Source organism: Staphylococcus sp. Z5-21 (assembly GCF_056529615.1).
The window spans coordinates 789,033-815,423 of sequence record NZ_CP096462.1; the positions used below are offsets into that span (position 1 = coordinate 789,033).

The 26,391-nt window shown below is 33.6% G+C and carries 26 protein-coding genes; 23 read left to right on the plus strand and 3 right to left on the minus strand.

Annotation, left to right across the window (positions count from 1 at the left end; all coding sequences use genetic code 11):
- Positions 1-85: 85 nt before the first annotated feature.
- Positions 86-535 carry a Dps family protein gene (locus M1D64_RS03785; protein ID WP_270892623.1) on the plus strand — a complete coding sequence of 150 codons (450 nt, stop codon included), beginning with the start codon at positions 86-88 and terminating at the stop codon, positions 533-535.
- 184 nt (positions 536-719) lie between these two features.
- On the opposite strand, the gene deoD is transcribed toward M1D64_RS03785, so the two are convergent.
- Positions 720-1,430 (minus strand): purine-nucleoside phosphorylase, encoded by a 711-nt coding sequence (gene deoD / locus M1D64_RS03790; protein ID WP_011302652.1) that lies wholly within the window; start codon positions 1,428-1,430, stop codon positions 720-722.
- Between the two features lie 184 nt (positions 1,431-1,614).
- Here deoD and deoC point away from each other — a divergent pair, with 184 nt between their 5' ends.
- The 4 genes from deoC (at position 1,615) to M1D64_RS03810 (ending at position 5,196) form a co-directional block, all read left to right on the plus strand.
- A complete protein-coding gene (gene deoC, locus M1D64_RS03795) occupies positions 1,615-2,277 on the plus strand; it encodes a deoxyribose-phosphate aldolase (RefSeq protein ID WP_002482694.1) in 663 nt (220 codons plus the stop codon).
- 67 nt (positions 2,278-2,344) lie between these two features.
- Positions 2,345-3,646: a pyrimidine-nucleoside phosphorylase gene (locus tag M1D64_RS03800; protein WP_011302654.1), complete on the plus strand. Its 1,302-nt coding sequence runs from the start codon at positions 2,345-2,347 to the stop codon at positions 3,644-3,646.
- A gap of 12 nt (positions 3,647-3,658) precedes the next feature.
- A complete protein-coding gene (gene deoB / locus M1D64_RS03805) occupies positions 3,659-4,846 on the plus strand; it encodes a phosphopentomutase (RefSeq protein ID WP_069821671.1) in 1,188 nt (395 codons plus the stop codon).
- The gene (locus tag M1D64_RS03810; RefSeq protein ID WP_002482697.1) at positions 4,846-5,196 is read left to right on the plus strand and encodes a DoxX family protein; all 351 of its coding nucleotides are present in this window, start codon (positions 4,846-4,848) and stop codon (positions 5,194-5,196) included. Before deoB ends, M1D64_RS03810 begins: the two co-directional genes overlap by 1 nt.
- 93 nt (positions 5,197-5,289) lie before the next feature.
- Here M1D64_RS03810 and M1D64_RS03815 read toward each other — a convergent pair whose 3' ends face one another.
- Entirely contained in the window at positions 5,290-5,760 is a 471-nt protein-coding gene (locus M1D64_RS03815; RefSeq protein WP_002482698.1) for an S-ribosylhomocysteine lyase, read from the minus strand.
- 283 nt (positions 5,761-6,043) lie between these two features.
- On the opposite strand from M1D64_RS03815, the gene M1D64_RS03820 reads away from it, so the two are divergent.
- The 3 genes from M1D64_RS03820 (at position 6,044) to M1D64_RS03830 (ending at position 9,445) form a co-directional block, all read left to right on the plus strand.
- A complete protein-coding gene (locus M1D64_RS03820) occupies positions 6,044-7,228 on the plus strand; it encodes a M20 family metallopeptidase (protein ID WP_041080792.1) in 1,185 nt (394 codons plus the stop codon).
- The gene (gene ldmS / locus M1D64_RS03825; RefSeq protein WP_480977553.1) at positions 7,225-8,421 is read left to right on the plus strand and encodes an L-aspartate--L-methionine ligase LdmS; all 1,197 of its coding nucleotides are present in this window, start codon (positions 7,225-7,227) and stop codon (positions 8,419-8,421) included. The genes M1D64_RS03820 and ldmS overlap by 4 nt, the downstream gene beginning before the upstream one ends.
- A 358-nt stretch (positions 8,422-8,779) precedes the next feature.
- Positions 8,780-9,445: a DUF2750 domain-containing protein gene (locus M1D64_RS03830; RefSeq protein ID WP_041080791.1), complete on the plus strand. Its 666-nt coding sequence runs from the start codon at positions 8,780-8,782 to the stop codon at positions 9,443-9,445.
- A 481-nt stretch (positions 9,446-9,926) separates the two neighbouring features.
- Here M1D64_RS03830 and coaW read toward each other — a convergent pair whose 3' ends face one another.
- On the minus strand, positions 9,927-10,724 hold the full coding sequence (coaW, locus tag M1D64_RS03835) for a type II pantothenate kinase (RefSeq protein ID WP_002482702.1): 798 nt from the start codon (positions 10,722-10,724) through the stop codon (positions 9,927-9,929).
- A gap of 215 nt (positions 10,725-10,939) precedes the next feature.
- On the opposite strand from coaW, the gene M1D64_RS03840 reads away from it, so the two are divergent.
- The 15 genes from M1D64_RS03840 to M1D64_RS03910 all read left to right on the plus strand — a co-directional run bounded on the left by M1D64_RS03840 (position 10,940) and on the right by M1D64_RS03910 (position 26,389).
- Entirely contained in the window at positions 10,940-11,800 is an 861-nt protein-coding gene (locus M1D64_RS03840; RefSeq protein WP_002482703.1) for a GNAT family N-acetyltransferase, read from the plus strand.
- A 109-nt stretch (positions 11,801-11,909) separates the two neighbouring features.
- The gene (rpoE, locus tag M1D64_RS03845) at positions 11,910-12,455 is read left to right on the plus strand and encodes a DNA-directed RNA polymerase subunit delta (RefSeq protein ID WP_002482704.1); all 546 of its coding nucleotides are present in this window, start codon (positions 11,910-11,912) and stop codon (positions 12,453-12,455) included.
- Positions 12,456-12,774: 319 nt separating this feature from the next.
- Positions 12,775-14,385, plus strand: coding sequence for a CTP synthase (locus M1D64_RS03850; RefSeq protein WP_002482705.1), 1,611 nt, complete (start codon positions 12,775-12,777; stop codon positions 14,383-14,385).
- Positions 14,386-14,642: 257 nt separating this feature from the next.
- On the plus strand, positions 14,643-15,503 hold the full coding sequence (fdaB, locus tag M1D64_RS03855) for a class IIb fructose-bisphosphate aldolase FdaB (protein ID WP_002482706.1): 861 nt from the start codon (positions 14,643-14,645) through the stop codon (positions 15,501-15,503).
- Between the two features lie 380 nt (positions 15,504-15,883).
- Positions 15,884-17,143, plus strand: a complete 1,260-nt coding sequence (locus tag M1D64_RS03860; protein ID WP_002482707.1) for a UDP-N-acetylglucosamine 1-carboxyvinyltransferase — start codon at positions 15,884-15,886, stop codon at positions 17,141-17,143.
- 86 nt (positions 17,144-17,229) lie between these two features.
- The gene (locus tag M1D64_RS03865) at positions 17,230-17,553 is read left to right on the plus strand and encodes a winged helix-turn-helix transcriptional regulator (protein ID WP_011302666.1); all 324 of its coding nucleotides are present in this window, start codon (positions 17,230-17,232) and stop codon (positions 17,551-17,553) included.
- A gap of 412 nt (positions 17,554-17,965) precedes the next feature.
- The gene (locus tag M1D64_RS03870; protein WP_002482709.1) at positions 17,966-19,393 is read left to right on the plus strand and encodes an aldehyde dehydrogenase family protein; all 1,428 of its coding nucleotides are present in this window, start codon (positions 17,966-17,968) and stop codon (positions 19,391-19,393) included.
- Between the two features lie 210 nt (positions 19,394-19,603).
- Positions 19,604-20,920: a transcription termination factor Rho gene (gene rho / locus M1D64_RS03875; RefSeq protein ID WP_037538023.1), complete on the plus strand. Its 1,317-nt coding sequence runs from the start codon at positions 19,604-19,606 to the stop codon at positions 20,918-20,920.
- Between the two features lie 144 nt (positions 20,921-21,064).
- A complete protein-coding gene (locus M1D64_RS03880; protein WP_002482711.1) occupies positions 21,065-21,322 on the plus strand; it encodes a type B 50S ribosomal protein L31 in 258 nt (85 codons plus the stop codon).
- Positions 21,323-21,664: 342 nt separating this feature from the next.
- Positions 21,665-22,264: a thymidine kinase gene (locus M1D64_RS03885; RefSeq protein ID WP_011302669.1), complete on the plus strand. Its 600-nt coding sequence runs from the start codon at positions 21,665-21,667 to the stop codon at positions 22,262-22,264.
- Positions 22,264-23,340 (plus strand): peptide chain release factor 1, encoded by a 1,077-nt coding sequence (prfA, locus tag M1D64_RS03890; RefSeq protein ID WP_002482713.1) that lies wholly within the window; start codon positions 22,264-22,266, stop codon positions 23,338-23,340. The genes M1D64_RS03885 and prfA overlap by 1 nt, the downstream gene beginning before the upstream one ends.
- Positions 23,327-24,163 (plus strand): peptide chain release factor N(5)-glutamine methyltransferase, encoded by an 837-nt coding sequence (gene prmC / locus M1D64_RS03895; protein WP_002482714.1) that lies wholly within the window; start codon positions 23,327-23,329, stop codon positions 24,161-24,163. The genes prfA and prmC overlap by 14 nt, the downstream gene beginning before the upstream one ends.
- Before the next feature lie 93 nt (positions 24,164-24,256).
- Positions 24,257-25,300 carry an L-threonylcarbamoyladenylate synthase gene (locus M1D64_RS03900; protein WP_002482715.1) on the plus strand — a complete coding sequence of 348 codons (1,044 nt, stop codon included), beginning with the start codon at positions 24,257-24,259 and terminating at the stop codon, positions 25,298-25,300.
- Entirely contained in the window at positions 25,297-25,719 is a 423-nt protein-coding gene (locus M1D64_RS03905; RefSeq protein WP_011302672.1) for a low molecular weight protein arginine phosphatase, read from the plus strand. Before M1D64_RS03900 ends, M1D64_RS03905 begins: the two co-directional genes overlap by 4 nt.
- A 145-nt stretch (positions 25,720-25,864) precedes the next feature.
- The gene (locus tag M1D64_RS03910; protein WP_002482716.1) at positions 25,865-26,389 is read left to right on the plus strand and encodes a TIGR01440 family protein; all 525 of its coding nucleotides are present in this window, start codon (positions 25,865-25,867) and stop codon (positions 26,387-26,389) included.
- Positions 26,390-26,391 lie beyond the last annotated feature (2 nt).

Consider the following 26,391-nt stretch of genomic DNA (forward strand, 5'->3'; position numbering starts at 1 on the left):
GAATTATTATAATATAATAATTATTGTAATCAAGAACGTTGTTGTCATTTAATGATAATATTGAAATTTAAAGGAGAGATTTTACATGGCAAAAAGTAATGAAGAAGTAGTAAAAGTATTAAATCAACAAGTAGCAAACTGGACAGTCGCATTCACCAAATTACACAATTTTCATTGGTATGTAAAAGGTCCTAATTTCTTCTCACTACACACAAAATTCGAAGAATTATATGACGAAGCAAGTCAATACATTGACGATTTAGCTGAGCGTATTTTAGCTGTTGGTGGTAATCCAGTTGCAACATTAAAAGAAAGTTTAGATCTTTCAATTATCAAAGAAGCAGACAAAGGTTACAAAGCTGAAGAAATGGTTGAAGAACTTTCACAAGACTTCGATAATGTATCTAAACAATTAGAAGAAGCAATTGAAGTTGCTTCAAATGCAGATGATGATGTGACTGAAGATATGTTCATCGGTATGCAAACAAATATAGATAAACATAACTGGATGTTAAAATCATATTTAGGTAGATAATACATTCAGTTTAAGATAAAGAGAATAGTGTCTGGGCATATAGCTTAGACGTATAAAAGAGGCCCTGTCTATTTAAATAGACAGGGCCTCTTTCTTTATAAAAAATGTTAGCTGAGTGTTATGAATTAGCACACTAGCTCTATATGTACTTATTTACATATCAATCTGAAACCTAAAGAAAATGTTATTCAGCAATTTCTAATGCTATTTCCATCATTTGAGTGAAAGAGTTTTGGCGTTCTTCAGCAGTTGTCGCTTCATCACGTAAGATATGATCGCTTACTGTAAATATGCCTAAAGCTTTTTTATTTGCATAAGTAGCGTTTAAATATAGTGCTGCAGACTCCATTTCAATACCTAAGACACCCATGCGTTGCCATTGTTCATTGAATGTAGGGTCGGCATTATAGAACGTATCAGAAGATAAGATATTGCCAACATGTGTCGTAGCACCGATATCATCTGCTTTTTGTTTAGCTTTTAATATTAATTCAAAATCTGCTAATGGTGCAAAATGACCAGGAATGTTGTATTGCTCCACATAACTAGAATTCGTAGAAGCACCTTGTGCAATAATCACATCATATAAGTTAACGTTTTCTTGTAAAGCACCGCATGAGCCGATACGGATGATTGTGTCTACATCAAAGAAATTGTATAGTTCATACGAATAGATACCAATACTTGGAACGCCCATACCTGATCCCATTACAGATACTTCTTTACCATTATATGTACCTGTATAACCAAACATATTACGTACTTCGTTAAATTGTTCAACGTTTTCTAAATAGTTATCCGCAATATATTTTGCACGAAGTGGATCCCCTGGCATTAATACGGTTTTAGCTATTTTTTTCCCATTAGGTTGAATATGAGGTGTTGCTTTTGTCATAATCATCTTCTCCTTTAAATTCTTTATCAAATTAAAGATAACATTTGTTTATTATTTTTGCGAATTTTTGTAGTATAGAGGTAAAGAGAGAATGTTTATAAACATATATGTTAAATTTTACTATATAATTATGAGTGGGTTAAAACACCATATGCTAATAAACGAAATAATAGGAGGATTTAATATGAATTACGCAAAATATATAGACCACACATTACTTAAACCGGAATCTACGAGAAATCAAATAGATAAAATTATCGAGGAAGCGAAAGCGTTTAATTTTAAATCGATTTGTATTAATCCAACACATGTAAAATATGCTGCTGAACAACTTAAGGGTTCAGATGTATTAGTATGTACAGTTATAGGTTTTCCATTAGGAGCATCAACGACTGAAACAAAAATATTTGAAACAGAAGATGCTATTAATAAAGGTGCATCAGAAGTAGATATGGTAATTAATATTGGTGCTTTAAAAGATGGACGCTTTGAAGACGTTCAAAAAGATATCGAAGGTGTCGTAGGTGCAGCGAACGGTAAAACAGTTAAAGTTATTATTGAAACATGCTTATTAACTGATGAGGAAAAAGTCAAAGCAAGCGAATTAAGCAAGGTAGCTGGTGCTGATTTTGTTAAAACATCAACAGGATTTGCTGGTGGTGGTGCTACACCTGAAGATGTTAAGTTAATGAAAGATACAGTGGGCGATGATTTAGAAGTCAAAGCTTCTGGTGGCGTTAGAAATCTTGAAGACTTCAATCATATGCTTGAAGCAGGTGCCACACGTATTGGCGCTAGTGCAGGCGTTGAAATTGTACAAGGTTTAGAAAGTGACTCAGATTATTAATAAATAACTGAAATCTTGTCTGAATATAGTTATGTATTGACTTGAAAAATAGGGGAGGCCAACTCATATGAGAATGGTAGATATTATTGAAAAAAAACGTGATGGTCAAGCGCTAACGAAACAAGAAATTGAATACTTTATTGATGGATATACAAATGGAGATATTCCTGACTATCAAGCTTCTAGTTTAGCGATGGCGATTTATTTTCAAGATATGAATGATGATGAACGAGCTGCCTTGACGATGGCGATGGTTAATTCAGGTGATGTCATTGATTTATCTAATATTAATGGGGTTAAAGTGGATAAGCACTCAACGGGTGGTGTTGGTGATACGACGACACTAGTACTTGCACCATTAGTGGCTGCGGTAGGTGTGCCAGTAGCGAAAATGAGTGGTCGCGGACTAGGCCATACTGGTGGTACCATTGATAAATTAGAATCAGTTGAAGGTTTCCATGTTGAAATTAGCGAAGAACAATTTGTTAAATTGGTTAATGAGGCGAAAGTTGCAGTCATTGGTCAAACTGGGAATTTAACACCCGCTGATAAAAAACTATATGGACTTCGTGATGTTACCGGTACGGTGAATTCAATTCCACTGATTGCATCGTCTATAATGAGTAAAAAAATTGCTGCTGGCGCGGATGCAATTGTATTAGATGTTAAAACCGGTAATGGCGCATTTATGAAAACGTTAGAAGATGCAGAAGCATTAGCGCATGCCATGGTTCGTATCGGTAATAATGTAGGTAGAAATACAATGGCAATTATTTCGGATATGGGCCAACCACTTGGCAATGCAATAGGTAATGCTTTAGAAGTTAAAGAAGCGATTGAAACGTTGCAAGGTAATGGACCAGAAGACTTAACAGAGTTAGTTATGACGCTAGGTTCACAGATGGTAGTCGTCGGTGGAAAAGCTCAAAATCTTGATGAAGCACGTAAAATGTTAGAACAAGCAATTCAAGATGGTTCAGCGTTAGAAAGTTTCAGAACATTTTTAGAAAACCAAGATGGCGATGGTTCTGTTGTAGACGATGTATCAAAATTACCACAAGCCAAATATCAAATTGAACTACCCGCACAAAGTGAAGGCATTGTAACTGAAATTATTGCAAATGAAGTCGGTGTAGCTTCTATGATGTTAGGTGCAGGCAGACAAACTAAAGAAGACGAAATAGATTTAAGTGTGGGTCTCGTATTGCATAAAAAGGTTGGAGATAGCGTCAACAAAGGAGAGGCTTTGTTAACAATCCACAGCAATCAAGAACAAATTGATAACGTAAAAGATAAACTATTGCAAAGTATTACGATTAGTGACACTGGTAATGAACCAACATTGATTCATAAAATAATTACTGAATAGGAGAGGAATATTATGACTACACCATTTAAACGAGTTCATTTAATTGTCATGGACTCTGTTGGTATTGGAGAAGGACCTGATGCAAAAGCTTTTGATGATGAAGGCAGTCACACTTTAAAGCATACGCTCGAAGGATTTGAACAGTCATTACCTAACTTACAAAAATTAGGTTTAGGTAATATTGAACCTCTTCCGGTTATTGATAAAGAAGCGGAACCACAAGCTTTTTACACAAAAATGAGTGAAGCTTCAGTCGGCAAAGATACCATGACTGGCCATTGGGAGATTATGGGGCTAAATATCATGCAACCATTTAAGGTCTATCCAGAAGGCTTTCCAGAAGAACTGGTTAATGAAATCGAAACGTTAACAGGACGTAAAGTTGTAGCCAATCGTCCTGCATCCGGTACGCAAATCATAGATGAATGGGGCGAACATCAGATGAAGACGGGTGATCTAATTGTCTATACTTCTGCAGACCCAGTACTTCAAATTGCAGCTCATGAAGATATTATTCCTTTAGAGGAACTATATGACATCTGTGAAAAAGTAAGAGAATTAACCAAGGATCCTAAATATTTAATAGGCAGAATCATTGCTAGACCTTATATTGGAGAGCCAGGTTCATTTAAACGAACTTCTAATAGACATGACTATGCATTAAAACCATTTGGTAGAACAGTAATGAATGAATTAAAAGATAATGGTTATGATGTCATTGCCCTTGGTAAAATTAATGATATATTTGACGGTGAAGGTGTGACTGAATCGATACGTACCAAAGATAACATGGATGGTATGGATAAATTAATTGAAACTGTGCAACGTGACTTTAATGGGTTAAGCTTTTTAAATCTTGTTGATTTCGATGCCCTTTATGGCCATCGTCGTGATAAACCAGGATATGCACAAGCGATTAAAGATTTTGATGAACGTTTACCTGAACTTATGAATCACTTACAAGAAGAAGATTTAGTTATTATTACAGCAGACCATGGTAATGATCCAACTGCAGATGGTACGGATCATACTAGAGAATACATTCCTGTACTTATGTTTAGTCCTAAAATGAGTGACTATCATGAGCTAACGATAGACAGCACATTTAGTTCTTTAGGTGCAACGATTGCTGATAATTTTGGTGTGAAATTACCTGAATTTGGCAAAAGCTATTTGAAAGAAATGGGTGTTGAAAAGTAATGCGTATTTTAAGAATGCTATTTGGAATTGTCTTTAGTGTTGCAGGGGTACTCCATTTTAAAGATGAAGAACAATTTAGACGTATTGTACCAGCGTACTTACCATTTCGAAAAGCAGCTGTGTTAATCACAGGCGTTATGGAAATCGTGTTTGGTGTCATATTATTAATGAAACAACCTACTAAGGGTCAAAAAAATGCACTCATAGCGTTTTTATGGGCGGTCTTACCAGCGAATATTTATATGGCGCGCAAACAAATTCCAATTGCTGGTCAACAACTTCCGAAATGGGCTTTATACGGACGTATTCCATTGCAATTTGTGATGATGAAATTAATCAAAAAATTATAACTTACTAAACTAAAATAAGAGAGCACATGCGTTTGAAATGACGCTGTGCTCTCTTATTTTATATATTTATAAAATGCTAACTCACATTATAAATTATTGTGCTTCACCATAGATATCATGCCATTCAGCTTTTTTGTCTAAGAATGTTTGGGCTATTTCTTTGGCGCCTTCTAATGAATGGCTAGCAGCCCAACCACATTGAACTTCATTACATGCTGGCACTTCTGTAGCATTTAATACATCTTTAATTGTTGCTTCGATAATATTTAACACATCTTCATAGTCATCATGATTGATAAATGAAACGTAAAATCCTGTTTGGCAACCCATTGGACTAATATCAACGACTTTATCTGAATGATTTCTAATATTTTCTGCCATTAAATGTTCTAATGAATGTAACCCAGGCATATCCATATGCTCTTTGTTTGGTTGTTTAAAGCGGATATCATATTTATGAATTACATCACCGTTAGCGCCTTCCATTTTCCCTGCTAATCTCACAAAAGGTGCTACAACGATTGTATGATCTAAATTAAAACTTTCTACGTTCATTTTTGGCATGGTGTATCCTCCTCATATATAACTTAAATTAATTGTAACAAGTTAAAAGAGGATTTACAATTTTTGAAATGTGGTATAAAGGCGTATGAAAGTTATTTTTATAAATTTCAGAAAATGAATGACAGAATTCAATAAACCCGATAGAATAAGTAATAATTAAATCATGTTTTGTGCATTATGAATCATATGTTGTGTTATTTAATAAATTACTTATTGCATTTGATTTATTTTATAAATTAAGTATAAACATAATGCCAAGTAATTTAGGAGGCCGTGTTGAATTATGGAGAATAAACAAATTGTATTGGACTATATAGAAAATGAAAAGTATAAATATTTAGAAATGAGCCATCAAATCCATCAAAGACCTGAATTAGGTAATGAGGAGATATTTGCATCTAGAACGTTAACGGAAACGTTAACGCAACATGGTTTTGAAGTCGAAACAAATATAGCAGGACATGCGACTGGCTTTATAGCAAGTTATGATTCAGGACAAACGGGACCAACTATAGGTTACTTGGCCGAATATGATGCATTGCCAGGGTTAGGTCACGCGTGTGGTCATAATATTATTGGTACCGCTAGTACATTTGCGGGTATAGCCTTAAAGCAAGTCATTGATAAAGTCGGCGGAAAAGTAATTGTATTAGGCTGTCCTGCAGAAGAAGGTGGAGAAAACGGTAGTGCTAAAGCGACTTATGTTAAAGAAGGTATTATTGATGATTTAGATATCGCCTTAATGGTGCATCCTGGTAATGAAACATACAGAACAATCAATACTTTGGCTGTAGATGTACTAGATGTTAAATTTTTTGGTAAAAGTGCGCATGCATCTGAAAATGCAGATGAAGCGAAAAATGCACTTGATGCAATGATTTCATATTTTAATGGGGTTGCGCAATTACGTCAGCATATAAAAAGTAGTCAACGTGTCCATGGCGTTATATTGGATGGTGGACAAGCAGCCAATATTATACCTGATTTTACACATGCGAGATTCTATACTAGAGCAACAAGTCGCCATGAGTTAGACATTTTAACTGAACGAGTTGGTCAAATAGCTAAAGGTGCGGCATTGCAAACTGGATGTGATTATGAATTTGGACCTATACAAAATGGCGTGAACGAGTTTATAAAATCTTCAAAACTAGATGATTTATTTGCTAAATATGCAACAGAAATGGGTGAAGCTGTCATTGATGATGATTTTGGTTATGGCTCTACTGACACGGGAAATGTGAGTCATGTTGTACCAACGATACATCCACATATTAAAATTGGATCACGTAATTTAGTAGGTCATACGCATAGATTTAGAGAGGCTGCAGCAAGTACCCATGGGGACCAAGCGTTAATTAGAGGTGCTAAGATTCTCTCGCTTATGGGATTAGAATTATTAACGAATCAAGCGTTGTTTGATGAGATTATTGAACAACATCAATTTATAAAGGGGCATAAAAAATGACTAAAGAACGCTCTCATAGACCCAAATTAACACTTAGTGATCTTTACGATTCTCGCGTTGTCTATACTTCTAGACCGTCTTATATTTCAAATCCATGGCTGGAACCTGAAGAACACCAATCGAATTTTTTAACAGGTAGAGAGCTGATAATTGCTAATCATATGCCAGTAATCGTTCATGAAGCGAGCGTCACTGATAAATTAAAGCAGTTATTTGAAGCGGTAGGGAAAACAATGCCTACAAATATCATTCAATTCAACGATCAACAAAGTTATGAACAAACTTTAAAAGTGTTAGGGCAAGAAGAGAATAAGAAAATTTATTTTCAATATATTCATGGTGAAGATATATTAACTAAAGCGCATTATGCACTAGATAAAGATATCTTTGTTGCATTAAATAATAAAGCAAAAATTCCTGAATGGACGAACAATCAATTCCTTCCCCGTCGAGAAGTTGTAAACATTGAAGATTTTGAGGCGGCGGTGTCTGAATGGTCGTTCCCATTTGTATTAAAACCTGGGGATGACTTACCAACTGCTGGCGGGTATGGTGTAATGATTTGTTATTCAGAAGAAGATTTAACAAAAGCAAAAACACGAATTGCTCAAGCTCAATCAGAAACAGACACAATGATTATAGAGCAAAAGATAGAAGCGATTGCTAATTATTGTGTACAATTTGCATATTCTGAAAATGAAGGCATACGATATATAGGTACTTCAGCTCAACTCACAGATGCTTACGGCCATTATAGTGGAAATGAAAATGCGCCGGATGTACCTAAACACGTGATAGAAGCTGGTAGAGAAATCATGGAAATTGGGGTATCTAAAGGTTACTTTGGCGTAGCGGGCTTTGACTTGTTATTAGACGACAAAAATGATGTATATGCGATTGATTTGAATTTTAGACAAAATGGTTCGACAAGTATGTTGTTGTTAGAGCCTTTACTTCAACAAGGCTATCATAAATTTTATAGTTATATTTCGCCTGGTGATAACGAACAATTTTTTGCGACAATTTTGAAATATGTGCGACTGGGCGTATTATTTCCACTTTCTTATTATGATGGTGAATGGTTTGAAAATGATACGGTGCAATCTAGATTTGGTTGTATATGGCATGCTGAAAACAAAGCTACGGTTGATACATTGGAGCAACAATTTCTAAAAGAGATTCAAGAAAAATAAAATGTGGAATTAAAATTAGTGGTTCTACTCAGTAGATAATAATTTAAAAGCTAAAAATGTAAAGTGTCTGGGACATAAATAGGTGTCTCAGATTTTTTAATTGGACAATAGATGTGAATTACTACCAGCGATCCAAAGTACTATTGATATATTTTATGCGAATGCGTAGTGGTTATGTATACGATTAGAATATTAGCCAAGGAAGAGAATGACTTTTATTCTTTAATTTTTATTAAAAAATTTGATTCCTGTTAATACTTTCTAAATTTATAAGGAACATTCGTTGATTGACTAGAAACATACAGTCATTTATATTTTAAATATAAGTAATTATTATAAATGAATTGAAGGTGAAAATATGTCTTACAAAGAAAGTTCATTTTTTCAAGATATTTTAATAAATGAAGTTTTTTATGTCGGAACTAAATCAAAGCATTTGATTAGACAAGAAATATCTGAACAAAATGTAGTATGTGCTTGGACAGATAAAGCAACAGCAGAAAGTTATTTAAATAAAGAGCAAATTGAATATGACAAAGTAAAAACGGTTGATATTGATCGTTTTGTAACTTATGAAATTGACGATATTTTTGATCAAGATGATGAGGTATTGATGAACCCAACTTCACATAAAGATGGTGAACGCGTTCGTATCGTTGCAGCTTCAAATGAATTGATGTCTGATTTGGATAGTATTAGATTGAAAGAATTTGTTAAAGATGTTGCTAAAGAAGATGCTGTGTTTGGATTAACTAATAAGAATGAAAAACAATTTATCATGATCAGTGATGAAGCACACCAAAAACCACATATTATGCCTGTATGGAGTATTAAAAATAGAGCTGAAAAGGTGAGAAATCAAGATTTTGAAGAATGTGAAATTATTGAGATTGAAGGGGAAGTATTTGCTGAATGGTTAGATACGTTACGTGATGATGACCATGCAGTTGCAATAGACTTGAAGTCAGGCGTAGTCGGAACCGTTGTGCCTGCTCAAAAAGTAATTGACCAGTTAACATTTTAATTAAAGGTTATCAACAATATAGCTGTTTATGAGTTATGTATTTATAATATTTATAATTTAGAGCACAAATTTTATCGTATCGAAATAGTTATAGATTTGTTTGGAGTAATAACTAGTTGAAATAAAGAGATTGAGTCATAAATAGATAATGTCAAAAAGTCTGGAACATAATTAGGCGTCTAGGCTTTTTGTCAATTTAAACAATTGGTGTAAAGTCCAACTGCTTATTTTAAACAGTTACATGATTAGTATCTGTATTATTCAATTTCATATTTATAAATAAAACAGTAATTTCTAGTGTTTTAAACTAGAAATTACTGTTTTTTGTTTATACCCATTCAGTATGATTGTATAAAATCCTACAAAATCATTTTTCATTTAGATAACTCATATAATGTCCTGTTTTTAATATGTCACATTGTGGCAGATAAACGTGCTTAATGAGCAGTCTATACATTATATAATTTAATGAATATAAGCATTATAAATGTATAGAACCTAGAGCACCAGAAAATGCACCATGCTCAATATAATAAGGTTCACACCCACGTAAAACAGTATAGTCTTTGACGACCTCCTTTAATAAATCGTTATTGTGGAAGGAAGAACCGATATAGGCAACATTTTTTGTATTATGTTCTCTTGCGACAGTAATTGACATTGTCGAAATGACTTCACCGACGACTGCAATTACAGAAGCCAATTTATCTGCATCTGTAAATGATTCATCTAAATGATGTAGCACATTACCAAAGTTAGCTGCAGTTAAATCGCCAGAAATAGGAGGCTCACTATCTTTATATATATGTTTTACCTTTAAATCTATAATATCACGGTTACCATTTTGAGCTGTATCAGTTAACTGTTTATAGTTACTGATACCTGTGAGTAGGTATCCAAGGCCTTGTATCATACCGCCACCGGTGCCTATTCCGCCTACACGCTTTTGCGCTTTGCCATTTGAAAAATGAAGTGAAGTACCAGTACCAACATTAGTGAAAATATAATCATCTAAGAAGTGACCTTGTTCTTCTAATAGGATTTCTAGCCCTTTAGCTGCAGCATCAAATTCAACAAATACACGAGATTCACAATTGAGTTGTTCATTAATCATGGCAGCTTGCCCACCCGTCAGATTAATGTTGTTACAATCTTGTTGATTTAACCATTGAATGACTTCCTCAATTTCAGTAGTTAATCTTGTGCTGTATGTTCGTTCACCGTTTTTTTCTTGAACAATTTTAATGAGCGTGCCACCAGCATCGACACCTATCTTCATCTGTATTCCCCCTAATAAAAATTTCCATTATAACTTATAGTATAATAAAATGAAGGAAAATCAAATATGAATTTAATAGGATTGATAGAATAGTTCACAATTAAGGCTGTTAATTAATTAGGTATGTTTCTAAATTATATGTAAATTTATAGGTTGATTTGATTCAGAAGTGGTATGAATAAATAACGACTACGTTTTTAATAGGGGATTAAAACATGTTTATAAAGGAAAATTTTGAAAATATTACGGTACAAGTTTATGAAGAAAAATATAGACAATCTTTATATGATTTCAAATTAAGTGAAAGACAGCAAATTTATTCATCATTACCTAAAGATGTATTGGATGATGCGATCATTGATGAAGATAGAATTCCAAATATTGCACTAAATGATGAAGGTGAAGTTGTTGGCTTCTTTGTACTGCATCAGTATTATCAACATGAAGGATATGACACGCCAAATCAAGTTATATATGTGAGATCCTTATCAGTCAATGAAGATTTTCAAGGTTATGGCTATGGTACGAAAATGATGATGTATCTGCCTAGGTATGTACAGACACTTTTTCCAAATTTTAACCATTTATATTTAGTGGTCGACGCTGAAAATAAAGGCGCTTGGAATGTTTATGAACGTGCGGGCTTTATGCATGCAGCTACAAAAGAAGAAGGACCTATTGGAAAAGAAAGGTTATATTACCTTGATCTAGATTCTAAACATGTCTCTTCTTTAAAATTAAAACCGAACACAGAAGAACAACCATTCAATATTCATATCATTGATTTAATTAAAGATGATAATAAAGTGGGATTTATTGCTATTGAAAGACATGAAGATCGAATGAATATCTCTTCGGTTGAAGTTAACAAAGAAGAACGGCACCATGGTATTGCTGAAAGCGCATTGAGACAATTATCTACATATGTACGTAAACATTTTGATAGTGTAAAGTTATTGACAATCACTTTGTATGGTGAAAATAATGAATTAAAACCGTTATGTATAAACAGTAATTTTGTTGAAATAGATGCCGCAGATGATTATATTGTCTTTGAAAAATATATAAATTACTAAATGCGATTGCGAAATCAGGAATTGTCATTTATAATTTACATTTGTTATTATTACTTATGTTAAACTTAGTACTGATTTGGATAAACGCCTTTGAAAGGAAGAATAAATAATGAGAATTCAAGATTACACAAAAGAAATGGTTGATGAGAAATCATTTATCGATATGGCATATACGTTATTAAATGAAAAAAATGACACAATGAACTTATATGATATTATTGATGAATTTAAAGCACTTGGACATTATGAAGACGACGAAATCGAAAATAGAATTGTTCAATTCTATACAGATTTAAACACAGATGGTCGTTTTTTAAATGTTGGTGAAAATATTTGGGGATTACGTGATTGGTATTCAGTTGCAGATATTGAAGAAAAAATTGCGCCTACGATTCAAAAATTTGATATTCTGGACGACGATGATGAAGAAGATAAAAACTTAAAATTACTTGGTGAAGATGAGGCTGATGATGATGATGATATTCCAGCAGTTACAGATGACCAAGAGACTTTGAATGATCCAGAAGATCCAGAAGATGACGATGTTGATGAAGATCTTAATGAAACAGATATCGTTATCGATGAAGATGATGAAGATTTAGACGAAGAAGATGAAGAAGAAGAATTTGAAGACGAAGAAGAAACAGAAGAATAATTCTTTGAGATTTAATTGACTTTTTTCGTGAACATGATAAAATTTTATTCGGGCTCCTTTAATTAGGACGACGTGTATAAATATTATACGCTCCCCCTTACAACCATGTGAGAGGGAGCGATTTTTTTGTTTTAAATAATATATCAGTTTTATAGTATTTTATATTTTGAAAGTACTTGTTACGACAATTAATACATATAATGATGAAGCATTTAAATATGTAAATGTTGTATCACAAAATTTAGCAACTAATTTGGAGATTTGATACGAATCAAAACGTATTGTAAGAAAATACGGTTTTAATCATAGGAGGCAGAACATGACAAAATTCATTTTTGTAACTGGTGGAGTTGTTTCTTCATTGGGTAAAGGTATCACGGCAGCATCTTTAGGAAGATTATTAAAAGATAGAGGATTAAAAGTCACGATTCAAAAATTTGATCCATACTTAAATGTTGACCCAGGCACAATGAGTCCATATCAACATGGTGAAGTTTTTGTGACAGACGATGGTGCTGAAACTGACTTAGACTTAGGACATTATGAGAGATTTATTGATATAAATTTAAATAAATATTCAAATGTAACGGCTGGGAAAGTTTATTCTCATGTCTTAAAAAAAGAGCGTCGTGGTGATTATTTAGGTGGTACAGTTCAAGTTATCCCGCACATTACGAATGAAATAAAAGAGCGTTTATTATTAGCTGGGGAAAGTACAAATGCAGATGTAGTTATTACTGAAATTGGTGGTACAACAGGGGATATAGAGTCATTGCCATTTATTGAAGCAATTAGACAAATCCGTAGTGATTTAGGACGCGAAAATGTAATGTATGTTCACTGTACTTTGTTACCATATATCAAAGCTGCTGGAGAAATGAAGACAAAACCAACACAACATAGTGTGAAAGAATTAAGAGGTCTTGGTATCCAACCAGATTTAATTGTTGTTAGAACAGAATATGAACTTACTCAAGATTTAAAAGATAAAATTGCGCTATTCTGTGATATTGATAAAGCAAGCGTTATAGAATGTCGTGATGCTGATTCATTATATGAGATACCTTTACAATTAAGTAAACAAGATATGGACGATATTGTGATTAAGCGTTTAGAATTAAATCCAAAATACGAAACGCAATTAGATGAGTGGCAATATTTATTAGATACGGTTAACAGTTTAGATGGCAAGATAACAATTGGTTTAGTAGGTAAATATGTAAGCTTACAAGATGCATATTTGTCAGTTGTCGAGTCATTAAAACACGCTGGCTATCCATTCAAAAAAGATATCGAAGTGAAATGGATTGATTCAAGTGAAGTTACCGATGAAAACGTTGCTGAAATATTAGCAGAAGTTGATGGTATATTAGTACCTGGTGGATTTGGATTCCGTGCAAGTGAAGGTAAGATATCAGCTATTAAATATGCACGTGAAAATAATGTGCCATATTTCGGTATTTGTTTAGGTATGCAATTAGCAACTGTTGAGTTTGCTCGAAATGTCATTGGACTAGATGACGCGCATTCAGCAGAATTAGATCCTAATACACCACATCCTATAATCGACTTATTACCAGAACAGAAAGATATCGAAGATTTAGGCGGTACACTACGCTTAGGTTTATACCCATGTCATATCAAAGAAGGTACATTAGCAAATTCAATTTATAATGAAACTGAAATTGAAGAAAGACACCGTCATCGTTATGAATTTAATAATGAATATAGAGAACAACTCGAAGCAAACGGAATGGTGTTTTCTGGAACAAGTCCAGATGGTCGTTTAGTAGAAATGGTAGAAATTCCAAGCAATGACTTTTTCGTTGCATGTCAATTCCATCCAGAATTTTTATCAAGACCTAATCGCCCTCAACCGATTTTCAAAGCATTTATAGAAGCATCATTGAACCATCAGCAATCTAAATAATATGTTAAGACACACATACTCGAACTATTACGTCGAGATGTGTGTCTTTTTTTATTTAGTGCTTCGTTCAAATGTATGTATATAAAAATGGGGTATAAATGATTATTAAAATTTGAAATTTAGGCGATTTTTATACATCTAGAATAAAAATATAAAATAAAAACGCTTACAAATATATTGAAGAATGCAAAAGGTATACGACTTTGATATAATTAGATTGTAAAAATATGTGCTTAAAGCACCAAGGAGGAACTTTCATGCCTTTAGTTTCAATGAAAGAAATGTTAATAGATGCAAAAGAAAATGGTTACGCAGTAGGTCAATATAACCTTAATAACTTAGAATTCACTCAAGCAATTTTAGAAGCTTCTCAAGAAGAGAACGCTCCTGTAATTTTAGGTGTATCTGAAGGTGCTGCTCGTTACATGAGTGGTTTCTATACAGTTGTTAAAATGGTTGAAGGTTTAATGCATGACAAAGAAATTACTGTACCAGTTGCAATTCACTTAGACCACGGTTCAAGCTTTGAAAAATGTAAAGAAGCAATTGACGCTGGATTTACATCAGTAATGATTGATGCTTCACATGGTTCATTCGAAGACAATGTTGAAATCACTTCAAAAGTTGTAGAATATGCTCATGAACATGGTGTTTCAGTTGAAGCAGAATTAGGTACTGTTGGTGGACAAGAAGATGATGTAGTTGCTGACGGCGTAATCTATGCAGATCCTAAAGAATGTCAAGAACTTGTTGAAAAAACAGGTATCGATACATTAGCGCCAGCATTAGGTTCAGTACACGGACCTTATAAAGGTGAACCAAAATTAGGATTTAAAGAAATGGAAGAAATTGGTGCTTCTACAGGATTACCATTAGTATTACACGGTGGTACAGGAATCCCAACGAAAGATATCCAAAAAGCAATTACTTTTGGTACTGCTAAAATCAATGTAAATACAGAAAACCAAATTGCTTCAGCTAAAGCTGTTCGTGAAGCTTTAGACAATGATAAAGAAGTGTATGATCCTCGTAAATATTTAGGACCTGCACGTGAAGCAATTAAAGCTACTGTTATTGGTAAAATTAAAGAGTTTGGTACATCTAACCAAGCAAAATAAGTTAACGAATAACTTTTGATACTTTATATATGTTGTATCGATTTATGAGGGCGAGACGTCGAAATCAAATTCATTTTTTTGATTTCTGCTTCGCTCTCTTTTTTATGTTATAATTTGTTAGGTTTGTGTAAAAAAGCAATCAGGAAAGCACGGATAACATAAAATTTTAATAATAAATCCTTATAATTATGATTTGAATTGGTAAATAATGGGAATTGAAAACAATAGTAAAAAAATTATATACAAGAGAAGACACTTTATTTTATATGAAATAAATTTTAATAAACTGATGTGCTTTGCAAACTGTAATAATTTAATTTATAATGCAAATGATGTTATGGAAGAGAAATATTGATTGAAAGGCAAAGGAGAACATACGAATGGCTCAAGAAGTGATTAAAATTAGAGGTGGTCAAACACTAAAAGGTGAAGTGAACAACCACGGTGCTAAAAATAGTGCAGTAGCAATTATTCCAGCCGCAATTTTGGCTGAAGACAAAGTAACTATTGAAGGCCTTCCAGAAATCTCTGATGTAGAAACTTTAGTAAGTTTACTTGGAGATTTAAATATTAAGACTGAATTAGATGGTATGACATTAAATGTTGATCCAAATGAAATTGAAAATGCACCATTACCTAATAATAAAGTAGAATCGTTACGTGCTTCATATTATATGATGGGCGCTATGTTAGGTAGGTTTAAAAAATGTGTGATTGGATTACCAGGTGGTTGTCCTTTAGGACCGAGACCCATTGATCAACACATTAAAGGTTTCAAAGCTTTAGGTGCTAAAATTGATGAATCAAGTTCTACATCAATGAAGATAGAGGCTGACAAATTAACAGGTGCGAATATCTTTTTAGATATTGTAAGTGTTGGTGCAACAATCAATATTATGCTTGCAGCAGTTCGTGCTGAAGGTCAAACTGTCATTGAGAATGCTGCAAAAGAGCCAGAAGTAGTTGACGTAGCTAATTTCTTAACAAGCTTAGGTGCAGATATCAAAGGCGCTGGCACAAGTACGATTAAGATTAATGGCGTAGAACATTTACACGGTTCACATCATCAGGTCATTCCAGATAGAATTGAAGCTGGTACATATATGTGTATTGCCGCAGCATGTGGTGAAGATATAACAATTAATAATATTATTCCAACGCATGTAGAACCATTAACAGTGAAATTAAAAGAGCTTGGTGTTGATATTCAAGTTGGTGATGATAGCGCCGTAATCAAACGTAGTACACCATATGCTAGTGTTGATATTAAAACACTTGTATATCCTGGATTTGCTACCGATCTTCAACAACCTATTACCCCATTATTGTTTATGGCTGATGGTGTATCATTTGTTACCGAAACGATTTATCCAGCACGTTTTAGACATGTAGATGAATTGAAAAACATGGGTGCAGATATTTCGGCAGATAATGGTACAGCAACAATTAAGCCATCTAAACTTACTGGCGCAGAAGTTTATGCTAGTGATTTACGTGCAGGTGCTTGCCTTATTGTAGCTGGTTTATTCGCTGAAGGTGTTACAACAATTTATAATGTAAAGCATATTTATCGTGGTTATACTAATATCGTTAGTACTTTAAAATCTTTAGGTGCAGACATTTGGACTGAAGAAGTATAGAAAATGTGGTATAATAAATATACTTAGTAACCAAAGTGTACTTAGTTTAAATGATAATAGAATAAATCGATATTGAGGTGATGACCATGAAAGTTTGCCCTTATCTAGAAGAAACCTTTAAAATAGTAGGTAGAAGTTGGAATGGTCTTATTATTAATTATTTATCTAGATGTACGGAAAAGTCTGCACACTTTTCAGATATGAAACGTGATTTAAAGACAATTACACCACGTGCACTTAGCATAAAGTTAACGGATCTTAGTGAATGGGGACTAGTTGAAAAGAAAGTGGTTTCTACCAGTCCAATGAATATTCTTTACCAACTGACAGATAAAGGTGATGCTTTAGCAGCAGCATTAGTGCCAATGGAAAAATGGGCTCAAGATTATATTGAACTCGAAAATAAATAGTAATTAAATTCTAAAGTAAAAGCGAAATTCAAAATATTACTAAAAGAGAATGGAGCACACAGTCTTAATTAGGTATTTCTAAAGACAATCAATTCTATTAGTTGTGATTGGAAAGTAGCGTATTAAAGTGGAAGTATAATTTAATCATTTTCGATTGCTCTGAATTTTTAAAGAGACCAAGACATAAATCGATGTCTTGGTCTCTTTTTGTATATGAATTGGAGTGTACATGTAGTTATTCACTGAATAACAAAATGGCGCTGAAATTTAATGGGTTAAAAAAATTGTATAAAATGAATGGAAAACGCTTTATAACAACGTTTGCTACGATTTGGCGTGAGCACTTATGTTTAAAAAAATGAAATCTCGGTTAAAATGGTATTATCAACACAAGTTAAGGAGTGAATTATTGATGAGAAATTTCATTAAACAATATATCAACGGAGAATGGGTTGAAAGTACAAGTGGAGAAACACTTGAAGTAATTAATCCTGCAACAGAAGAAGTTGCTGGTACGATTGCTAAAGGTAATAAAGAAGACGTGGAAAAAGCTGTAGAAGCAGCAGATAACGTATATTTAGAATTCAGACACACTTCAGTTAAAGAAAGACAAGATTTATTAGATCAAATAGTACAAGAATATAAAAATAGAAAAGAAGACTTAATTCAAGCAATTACAGACGAATTAGGTGCACCTCTATCTGTAGCGGAAAATGTACACTATCAAATGGGCTTAGATCATTTTGAAGCAGCACGTGATGCATTAAATGATTTCCAATTTGAAGAACGTCGAGGCGATGATTTAGTTGTCAAAGAAGCAATCGGTGTTTCAGGACTTATTACACCATGGAACTTCCCAACAAATCAAACGTCATTGAAATTAGCTGCTGCTTTTGCTGCTGGTAGTCCGGTAGTATTAAAACCTTCAGAAGAAACACCATTTGCAGCTATTATATTAGCAGAAATTTTTGATAAAGTGGGTGTACCTAAAGGTGTATTTAACTTAGTCAATGGTGATGGACAAGGTGTAGGTAATCCATTAAGTGAACATCCAAAAGTAAGAATGATGTCATTTACTGGTTCTGGCCCAACAGGTTCAAGTATTATGAAAAAAGCTGCAGAAGATTTCAAAAAAGTATCACTTGAACTAGGTGGTAAATCACCTTATATTATTTTAGATGACGCTGATATCGATGGTGCAGCAAGTGCAGCTGCTAATAAAGTAGTGTTCAACACAGGGCAAGTTTGTACTGCAGGTACAAGAACAATCGTTCCAGCAAGTATAAAAGAAGACTTTTTAACAGCTGTAAAAGAAAAATTCAGTCAAGTAAAAGTAGGTAACCCTAGAGAAGAAGGTACACAAGTTGGACCAATTATAAGCAAAAAACAATTTGACCAAGTACAAGCCTATATTGACAAAGGTATTGAAGAAGGTGCCGAATTATTATATGGTGGCCCTGGTAAACCTGAAGGATTAGACAAAGGTTACTTTGCAAGACCAACTATTTTTAATAATGTAGATAACAGCATGACAATTGCCCAAGAAGAAATATTTGGACCAGTAATGTCTGTGATCACATATAATGATTTAGATGAAGCAATCAAAATTGCAAATGATACAAAATATGGTTTAGCTGGTTACGTTTATGGTAGTGATAAAGATACACTTCATAAAGTAGCACGTTCAATTGAAGCAGGTACAGTTGAAATTAACGAAGCTGGACGTAAACCTGATTTACCATTCGGTGGTTATAAACAATCTGGTATAGGCCGTGAATGGGGCGACTACGGAATCGAAGAATTCTTAGAAGTTAAATCAATTGCAGGTTACTACAATTAATAAGTTAATTTAATAGGTAATGTGAATCTATATGAGAGTAGAACAATGAAATCTTTTTAAGAGAAATTAGATTTCTGTTCTACTCTCTTTTTATAATTTATATATCGAAATACATTTTGTAATTAAATAGGAAATTTGCTATAGTTATAAAAGTAGTAGCGTAGTTACTATGTTATTTAAAAAACTTATTTATGAAATGGGTGCAAGATAATGCCTGAAAAAGTACGAACATCACCTCAGTATGAATCGTTCCACGAGTTATACAAAAATTACACTACAAAAGATCTCACTCAAAAAGCAAAATCTCTTAAGCTAACAAACTATAGTAAATTGAATAAAAAAGAACTTGTTCTCGCGATTATGGAAGCGCAAATGGAAAAAGATGGTAACTATTATATGGAAGGCATTCTAGATGATATCCAACAAGATGGTTATGGCTTTTTAAGAACAGTTAATTATTCTAAGGGAGAAAAAGATATCTATATCTCAGCTAGTCAAATTCGTCGTTTTGAAATTAAACGAGGAGATAAAGTGACTGGTAAGGTTAGAAAGCCAAAGGATAATGAAAAGTATTATGGTTTATTACAGGTTGATTTTGTTAATGATGAGAATGCAGAAGAAGTAAAAAAACGTCCTCATTTCCAGGCGTTAACGCCGTTATATCCAGAAGAAAGAATTGTGTTAGAAACTACAAAGCAGAATTTTTCAACTCGAATCATGGATTTAATCACGCCAATTGGATTAGGACAACGTGGACTTATCGTTGCACCGCCTAAAGCAGGGAAAACCTCTTTATTAAAAGAAATTGCAAATGCAATTGCAACGAATAAACCTGATGCAGAATTATTTGTATTATTAGTAGGAGAACGACCAGAAGAGGTTACTGATATAGAAAGATCTGTAGAAACTGCAGAAGTAGTTCATTCTACATTTGATGAGCCACCTCAACACCATGTCAAAGTTGCAGAATTATTATTAGAACGTGCGAAACGCTTAGTTGAAATTGGTAAGGATGTCATTATACTAATGGATTCTATAACAAGATTGGCACGTGCTTATAACCTTGTTATTCCGCCAAGTGGTCGTACGTTATCTGGTGGGTTAGATCCAGCATCTTTACACAAACCAAAAGCATTCTTTGGTGCAGCAAGAAATATTGAAGCGGGTGGCAGTATGACTATATTAGCTACAGCTTTAGTTGAAACTGGTTCGCGTATGGATGACATGATTTACGAAGAATTTAAAGGTACTGGAAACATGGAGTTACATTTAGATCGTAAATTAGCAGAACGTCGAGTATTTCCAGCAATTGATATTGGACGCAGTTCAACACGTAAAGAAGAATTGCTCATTGATCCCAAAGAACTGGATTCATTATGGCAATTACGCAATATGTTTACAGATTCAACGGACTTTACAGAAAGATTTGTTCGTAAACTCAAACGAACAGACAATAACCAAGAATTCTTTGAACAGTTACAAAAAGCTGCTAAAGAAAGCACAAAAACGGGTAAACCAATCATTTAATTACTAAATGATTCATAGATATAATACCAATATGAGATTTAGGGTTGCGTTTTATATTTATAGACATTATAATTATCAAGTATTGGGTAAAAAACTCACAAAAAACTCTGTTCCAGATGGTTCAGGGCAAAGGAGCTGAAAATAATGAGACAAAATATTCATCCTGAATATCACAATGTTATCTTTTTAGATACTACTACAGATTTTAAATTCTTAAGTGGTTCAACTAAAACATCATCAGAGACAATGGAATGGGAAGATGGTAATGAATACCCAGTTATTCGTTTAGACATTTCATCTGATTCACATCCATTCTACACAGGACGTCAAAAATTCGCTGCGGCGGATGGTCGTGTGGAACGTTTCAACAAAAAATTCGGATTCAAATCAAGCAACGAATAATTGTTGGTATAAGGCATTCTCATTTTATGAGAATGCCTTTTTATGTTAAAAAGCACTTCCTAATCACAAATAGATATCATAAACAATGTTGAAATTCCTTTATTTTATGAGTAACGATACTGGCTGCAAGTATAGCATTAAATTTAAGTTTGTATACAATGTTGAAACAAAGTGGATCAGTTTTGTTAGTAGGCAGTTCAATGAGAATTTAACGATAGTTCTATTTGTATATCCCAAATTGTTACATAAAATTAACGCAGTAACTTGAAAATATATCCTATTTTGTAGTGGAAAATATGATATAATGAATCGATTATGTTTTGAAAAAAGGTGGAACGCATAATGTATGAAACTTATCATTCCGGGTGGATTGAATGTATTACTGGAAGTATGTTTAGTGGCAAATCTGAAGAGCTTATTCGTCGATTAAGACGAGGGCTTTATGCTAAACAAAAAGTAGTTGTATTTAAACCAGCTATAGATGACCGCTATCATAAAGATAAGATTGTTTCTCACAATGGCAATGCTATAGAAGCAATTAATATTTCGACAGCAGCTGAGATATTAAAGCACGATTTATCAGAAGTAGATGTAATTGGAATAGACGAAGTGCAATTTTTTGAAAATGGTATTGTACATATAGCTGAACAGTTAGCTGAAAAAGGACATAGAGTCATTACTGCTGGTCTAGATATGGACTTTAGAGCACAACCTTTCGAGCCAATGCCACAATTGATGGCTGTGAGTGAGGATGTAACTAAACTTCAAGCAGTTTGTGCGGTTTGCGGTGCATCGTCAAGTCGTACGCAAAGATTAATTGATGGTAACCCAGCAAAAATCGACGACCCAGTCATTTTAGTTGGTGCTAATGAAAGCTATGAACCCAGATGCAGAGCGCATCATATAGTAGCGCCTAGCAATACTGAGAAGGAGGAAATGTAGTGTTTGATCAATTAGACATAGTAGAAGAAAGATATGAACAATTAAATGAAATGTTAAGTGATCCTGATGTCGTAAATAATCCAGATAATTTACGTAAATATTCTAAAGAGCAGGCAGAATTACAAAAAACAGTGGACGTTTATCGCGATTATAAACAAACAAAAGAAGATATTTCTGAAGTAGAAGAAATGTTACGTGATACAAAAGATAATGATGAAATTGAAATGTTGAAAGAGGAACATCAAACACTTCAAAATAAAGTACCTAAGTTAGAAGAAGAACTTAAGTTCTTATTGATCCCTAAAGATCCTAATGATGACAAAGACGTTATTGTAGAAATTCGTGCAGCAGCAGGTGGAGATGAGGCGGCAATTTTTGCTGGTGACCTATTTAGAATGTATTCCAAATATGCTGAAACGTTAAATTATAAGACAGATATTGTAGAAGTTACCGAAAGTGATCATGGTGGTTATAAAGAAATAAGTTTTTCTGTTTCTGGTAATGGTGCTTTTAGTAAATTAAAATATGAGAATGGTGCACACCGTGTACAGCGTGTACCTGAAACTGAATCAGGCGGACGTATCCATACATCAACAGCTACAGTTGCAGTACTTCCTGAGGTAGAAGATGTTGAAATAGAAGTTCGCAACGAAGATTTGAAAATTGACACATACCGTTCAAGTGGTGCAGGTGGTCAGCACGTTAATACAACAGATTCAGCTGTGCGTATTACACATATTCCAACCGGTGTTATTGCGACTTCTTCAGAAAAATCGCAAATCCAAAACCGTGAAAAAGCACTAAAAGTATTAAAAGCACGCTTATTTGATATGAAATTACAAGAAGAGCAACAAAAATATGCTGCCCAACGTAAATCAGCAGTGGGTACAGGAGATCGTTCAGAACGTATCAGAACCTATAACTATCCGCAAAGCCGTGTAACAGATCATCGTATTGGTTTAACTTTACAAAAATTAGACCAAATTATGGAAGGTAAGTTGGATGAAATTATTGATGCTTTAACTTTAGCGGAACAAACTGATAAATTGAAAGAATTAAATAATGGTGAATTATAAAACATTATTAAATCAAGCTAAAGTGAAATGCAATGAACAAGGTATTGAATCAACGCGTGCCGAATGGTTAATGTTGGATTTGTTTAATTGGTCTAAAGCCAATTACTTAATGCATATGGATGATGAAGTAACACTTCAACATAAAAACTTATTTGATGACGCAACACAAAGAATGCTAAATGATGAACCAATACAATATATCCTAGGTAAACAAACATTCTATGGTGAAGTTTTTAAAGTGAATAAGCATTGTCTTATTCCAAGACCTGAAACAGAAGAAGTAATGCTTCATTTTTATAATCAACTTCATTCAGGAGATTGTGTTGTAGATATAGGCACGGGGAGTGGGAATATACCGATTTCATTAAAAAAATTGAACCCTTCATTAGAAGTTTATGCTACAGATTTATATACTTCAGCGTTATCTGTCGCTAAGGCTAACGCTAAGATGCACCAAGTAGAAATTAGATTTCTACAAGGTGATACATTAATGCCACTGATTGAGCACGGCATCAAAGTAAATGGACTTATTTCTAATCCGCCATATATTGATGATAATGATGCATTTATTATGGATAATACAGTGTTAAACTATGAACCACATACTGCGCTTTTTGCAAAAAACAATGGCTATGATATCTATGATAAAATTATAGATCAGTTACCCGAAGTATTATTGCCAAATGCGAAAGTTGTGTTTGAAATTGGATTTAATCAAGGACAAACATTGAAACAACGTATTATTGAGAAATATCCAAGTTTAGATGTACAAATCATTAAAGATATAAATAATAACGACCGAATAATTTCATTTGTTTGGTGATCATAAGTTATGTGCTAAACATGATTAATCATGAGAGTGCATAACTTTTTATTTTGTTTTAAAATAGATAACAAGATGAAAGGGTGAGTCTAAGTGAATACAAAAATATGGGATTTACGCCAATCTAATAATCAATTGAATACAGATAATGAACTGAATGATATAAAAGTAATTTTTGAAAATGGCGGTTTAATTGCTATACCAACTGAAACTGTATACGGATTGGGTGCAGATGCACGTAATGAAGCAGCAATTAAACACATTTATAGTGCGAAAGGTAGACCATCTGACAATCCTTTAATTGTTCATATCTATAAAGTTGAACAAATACAAGCTTTTACAGATAAGCTGTCAAAAGAAGTTGAAATGTTAATGAATGAATTTTGGCCTGGACCGATTTCATTTATTGTTCCATTAAAAAAAGGCTATTTATGTGAAAGTGTTAGTGGTGGGTTAGATTCCATTGCAGTGCGTATGCCAAGTCATCCAATCGGAAGACAAATACTAAAATATGTTGATATGCCAATTGCGGCACCCAGTGCAAATTTGAGTGGCAGACCCTCACCGACTACATTTGAACATGTTTATCGTGATTTGGACGGGCGTATCGATGGTATTGTGAATGGAGACCAAAGTGAAGAGGGGTTAGAAAGTACTGTGCTCGATTGTACACAATTTCCATTTAAAATCGCTAGACCCGGTTCTATCACAAAATCTATGATAGAAGCGGTTATTCCAGAAAGTGTGACAACAATAGGTACATTAGATTCTGAAAAACCAATTGCTCCAGGTATGAAATATAAACATTATTCACCTGATACACCAGTAAAAATATTGAAGTCTTTTAATGCGTTACCTACATCGACTTCAAATTGGACACAAACAGCGTTTATCGTACCTCGTAGCAAACAAGCGTTAATACCAGAAGCTGCGAAATTTATACCTTTATGCGAAGATGAAAATGATATTAAAGGGGCTAATCATAATCTTTATCAAATATTGCATCAGTTAGACCAAGACGATCAAATTCAACATGCCTTTATTTATGGATTTGATTTGAATGATAACACTACGGCAATTATGAATAGAATGATGAAAGCGGCTAATCAATCTATTATTGAAGGAGCAGATTTATGAAAATCATTTTTGTTTGTACAGGAAATACTTGTAGGAGTCCTATGGCTGAAAGTATCGCTCAGTCCAAATTACCTAACCATACAATTGTGTCACGTGGTATGTATGCTATAGATGGTCAACCGATATCAGATCATACTAAGGAAATTTTACTTGAGCGTCATTTAAATGTGCCATACCAAGCCCAGTCTTTTACTGCTTCAGATATAAATGCAGATTTAATATTGACGATGGGTTCATCTCATAAGCGCATAATTAAGGAATTGTATGATAACACCGATCACGTATTTACTTTAAATGAGTATGTAGACAAGATAGGAGAGGTTTCCGATCCGTTTGGTGGGAGTAAATCTGCATATCTTGAAATATATAATGAATTAAATTTACTGATAGATAGTTTAAAAAATAAAATATTAAACTAATAAATTGGTGAAATTAGTATAAGTACGTTAGTAAATACGTTATAATAAAAACGTGTAGCAAATTTGCTATCAGTCAATTTTGTATGTTTTAAAGCGGTTTGAGATTCAATTACTTTTTATGTCATTAATAAAAAGGGGTGCAAGAATGGAAGATTTGAAGTTATTGTTAGATGAATTAAAATCACAATCTTTTTTCAAGGCTAATGAATTATGCATTATCGGTTGTTCAACATCAGAAATCATTGGTGAACGCATTGGTAGTGTAGGTTCTATGGAAGTAGCTAAAGAAATATTTGATTCATTGAAAGTAATCGAAAATGAAACAGGCGTTTCTTTTGTATATCAAGGTTGTGAACATATAAACAGAGCGGTAACAATAGAAAGAGCACAATTCAATCCCCTCACGATGGAAGAAGTTACGGTTGTACCAGATGTTCATGCTGGTGGAAGTCTTGCCACTTATGCATACAAGCATATGGATGAACCAATGGTTGTTGAACATATATCGGTACCTAAAGGTATTGATATTGGTCAAACCCTTATTGGAATGCACATCAAGCATGTCGCTATTCCAGAACGTACAAGTGTTAAGCAAATTGGTGAAGCAATTGTAACCATCGCTTCTTCAAGACCTAAGAAAATTGGTGGCGAAAGAGCAAAATATAACTAATA

Excerpts from the sequence above, each read along its gene's own strand:
- M1D64_RS03910 (WP_002482716.1), top strand. The coding sequence starts at position 25,865 with ATGGAAGATTTGAAGTTATTGTTAGATGAATTAAAATCACAATCTTTT.
- M1D64_RS03905 (WP_011302672.1), top strand. The coding sequence starts at position 25,297 with ATGAAAATCATTTTTGTTTGTACAGGAAATACTTGTAGGAGTCCTATG.
- rho (WP_037538023.1), top strand. The coding sequence starts at position 19,604 with ATGCCTGAAAAAGTACGAACATCACCTCAGTATGAATCGTTCCACGAG.
- M1D64_RS03880 (WP_002482711.1), top strand. The coding sequence starts at position 21,065 with ATGAGACAAAATATTCATCCTGAATATCACAATGTTATCTTTTTAGAT.
- ldmS (WP_480977553.1), top strand. The coding sequence starts at position 7,225 with ATGACTAAAGAACGCTCTCATAGACCCAAATTAACACTTAGTGATCTT.
- M1D64_RS03830 (WP_041080791.1), top strand. The coding sequence starts at position 8,780 with ATGTCTTACAAAGAAAGTTCATTTTTTCAAGATATTTTAATAAATGAA.
- M1D64_RS03850 (WP_002482705.1), top strand. The coding sequence starts at position 12,775 with ATGACAAAATTCATTTTTGTAACTGGTGGAGTTGTTTCTTCATTGGGT.
- deoD (WP_011302652.1), bottom strand. The coding sequence starts at position 1,430 with ATGACAAAAGCAACACCTCATATTCAACCTAATGGGAAAAAAATAGCT.
- deoB (WP_069821671.1), top strand. The coding sequence starts at position 3,659 with ATGACTACACCATTTAAACGAGTTCATTTAATTGTCATGGACTCTGTT.
- prmC (WP_002482714.1), top strand. The coding sequence starts at position 23,327 with ATGGTGAATTATAAAACATTATTAAATCAAGCTAAAGTGAAATGCAAT.
- M1D64_RS03785 (WP_270892623.1), top strand. The coding sequence starts at position 86 with ATGGCAAAAAGTAATGAAGAAGTAGTAAAAGTATTAAATCAACAAGTA.
- M1D64_RS03810 (WP_002482697.1), top strand. The coding sequence starts at position 4,846 with ATGCGTATTTTAAGAATGCTATTTGGAATTGTCTTTAGTGTTGCAGGG.
- M1D64_RS03840 (WP_002482703.1), top strand. The coding sequence starts at position 10,940 with ATGTTTATAAAGGAAAATTTTGAAAATATTACGGTACAAGTTTATGAA.
- M1D64_RS03870 (WP_002482709.1), top strand. The coding sequence starts at position 17,966 with ATGAGAAATTTCATTAAACAATATATCAACGGAGAATGGGTTGAAAGT.
- coaW (WP_002482702.1), bottom strand. The coding sequence starts at position 10,724 with ATGAAGATAGGTGTCGATGCTGGTGGCACGCTCATTAAAATTGTTCAA.
- M1D64_RS03800 (WP_011302654.1), top strand. The coding sequence starts at position 2,345 with ATGAGAATGGTAGATATTATTGAAAAAAAACGTGATGGTCAAGCGCTA.
- M1D64_RS03885 (WP_011302669.1), top strand. The coding sequence starts at position 21,665 with ATGTATGAAACTTATCATTCCGGGTGGATTGAATGTATTACTGGAAGT.
- deoC (WP_002482694.1), top strand. The coding sequence starts at position 1,615 with ATGAATTACGCAAAATATATAGACCACACATTACTTAAACCGGAATCT.
- fdaB (WP_002482706.1), top strand. The coding sequence starts at position 14,643 with ATGCCTTTAGTTTCAATGAAAGAAATGTTAATAGATGCAAAAGAAAAT.
- M1D64_RS03820 (WP_041080792.1), top strand. The coding sequence starts at position 6,044 with ATGGAGAATAAACAAATTGTATTGGACTATATAGAAAATGAAAAGTAT.
- M1D64_RS03860 (WP_002482707.1), top strand. The coding sequence starts at position 15,884 with ATGGCTCAAGAAGTGATTAAAATTAGAGGTGGTCAAACACTAAAAGGT.
- M1D64_RS03865 (WP_011302666.1), top strand. The coding sequence starts at position 17,230 with ATGAAAGTTTGCCCTTATCTAGAAGAAACCTTTAAAATAGTAGGTAGA.
- rpoE (WP_002482704.1), top strand. The coding sequence starts at position 11,910 with ATGAGAATTCAAGATTACACAAAAGAAATGGTTGATGAGAAATCATTT.
- M1D64_RS03815 (WP_002482698.1), bottom strand. The coding sequence starts at position 5,760 with ATGCCAAAAATGAACGTAGAAAGTTTTAATTTAGATCATACAATCGTT.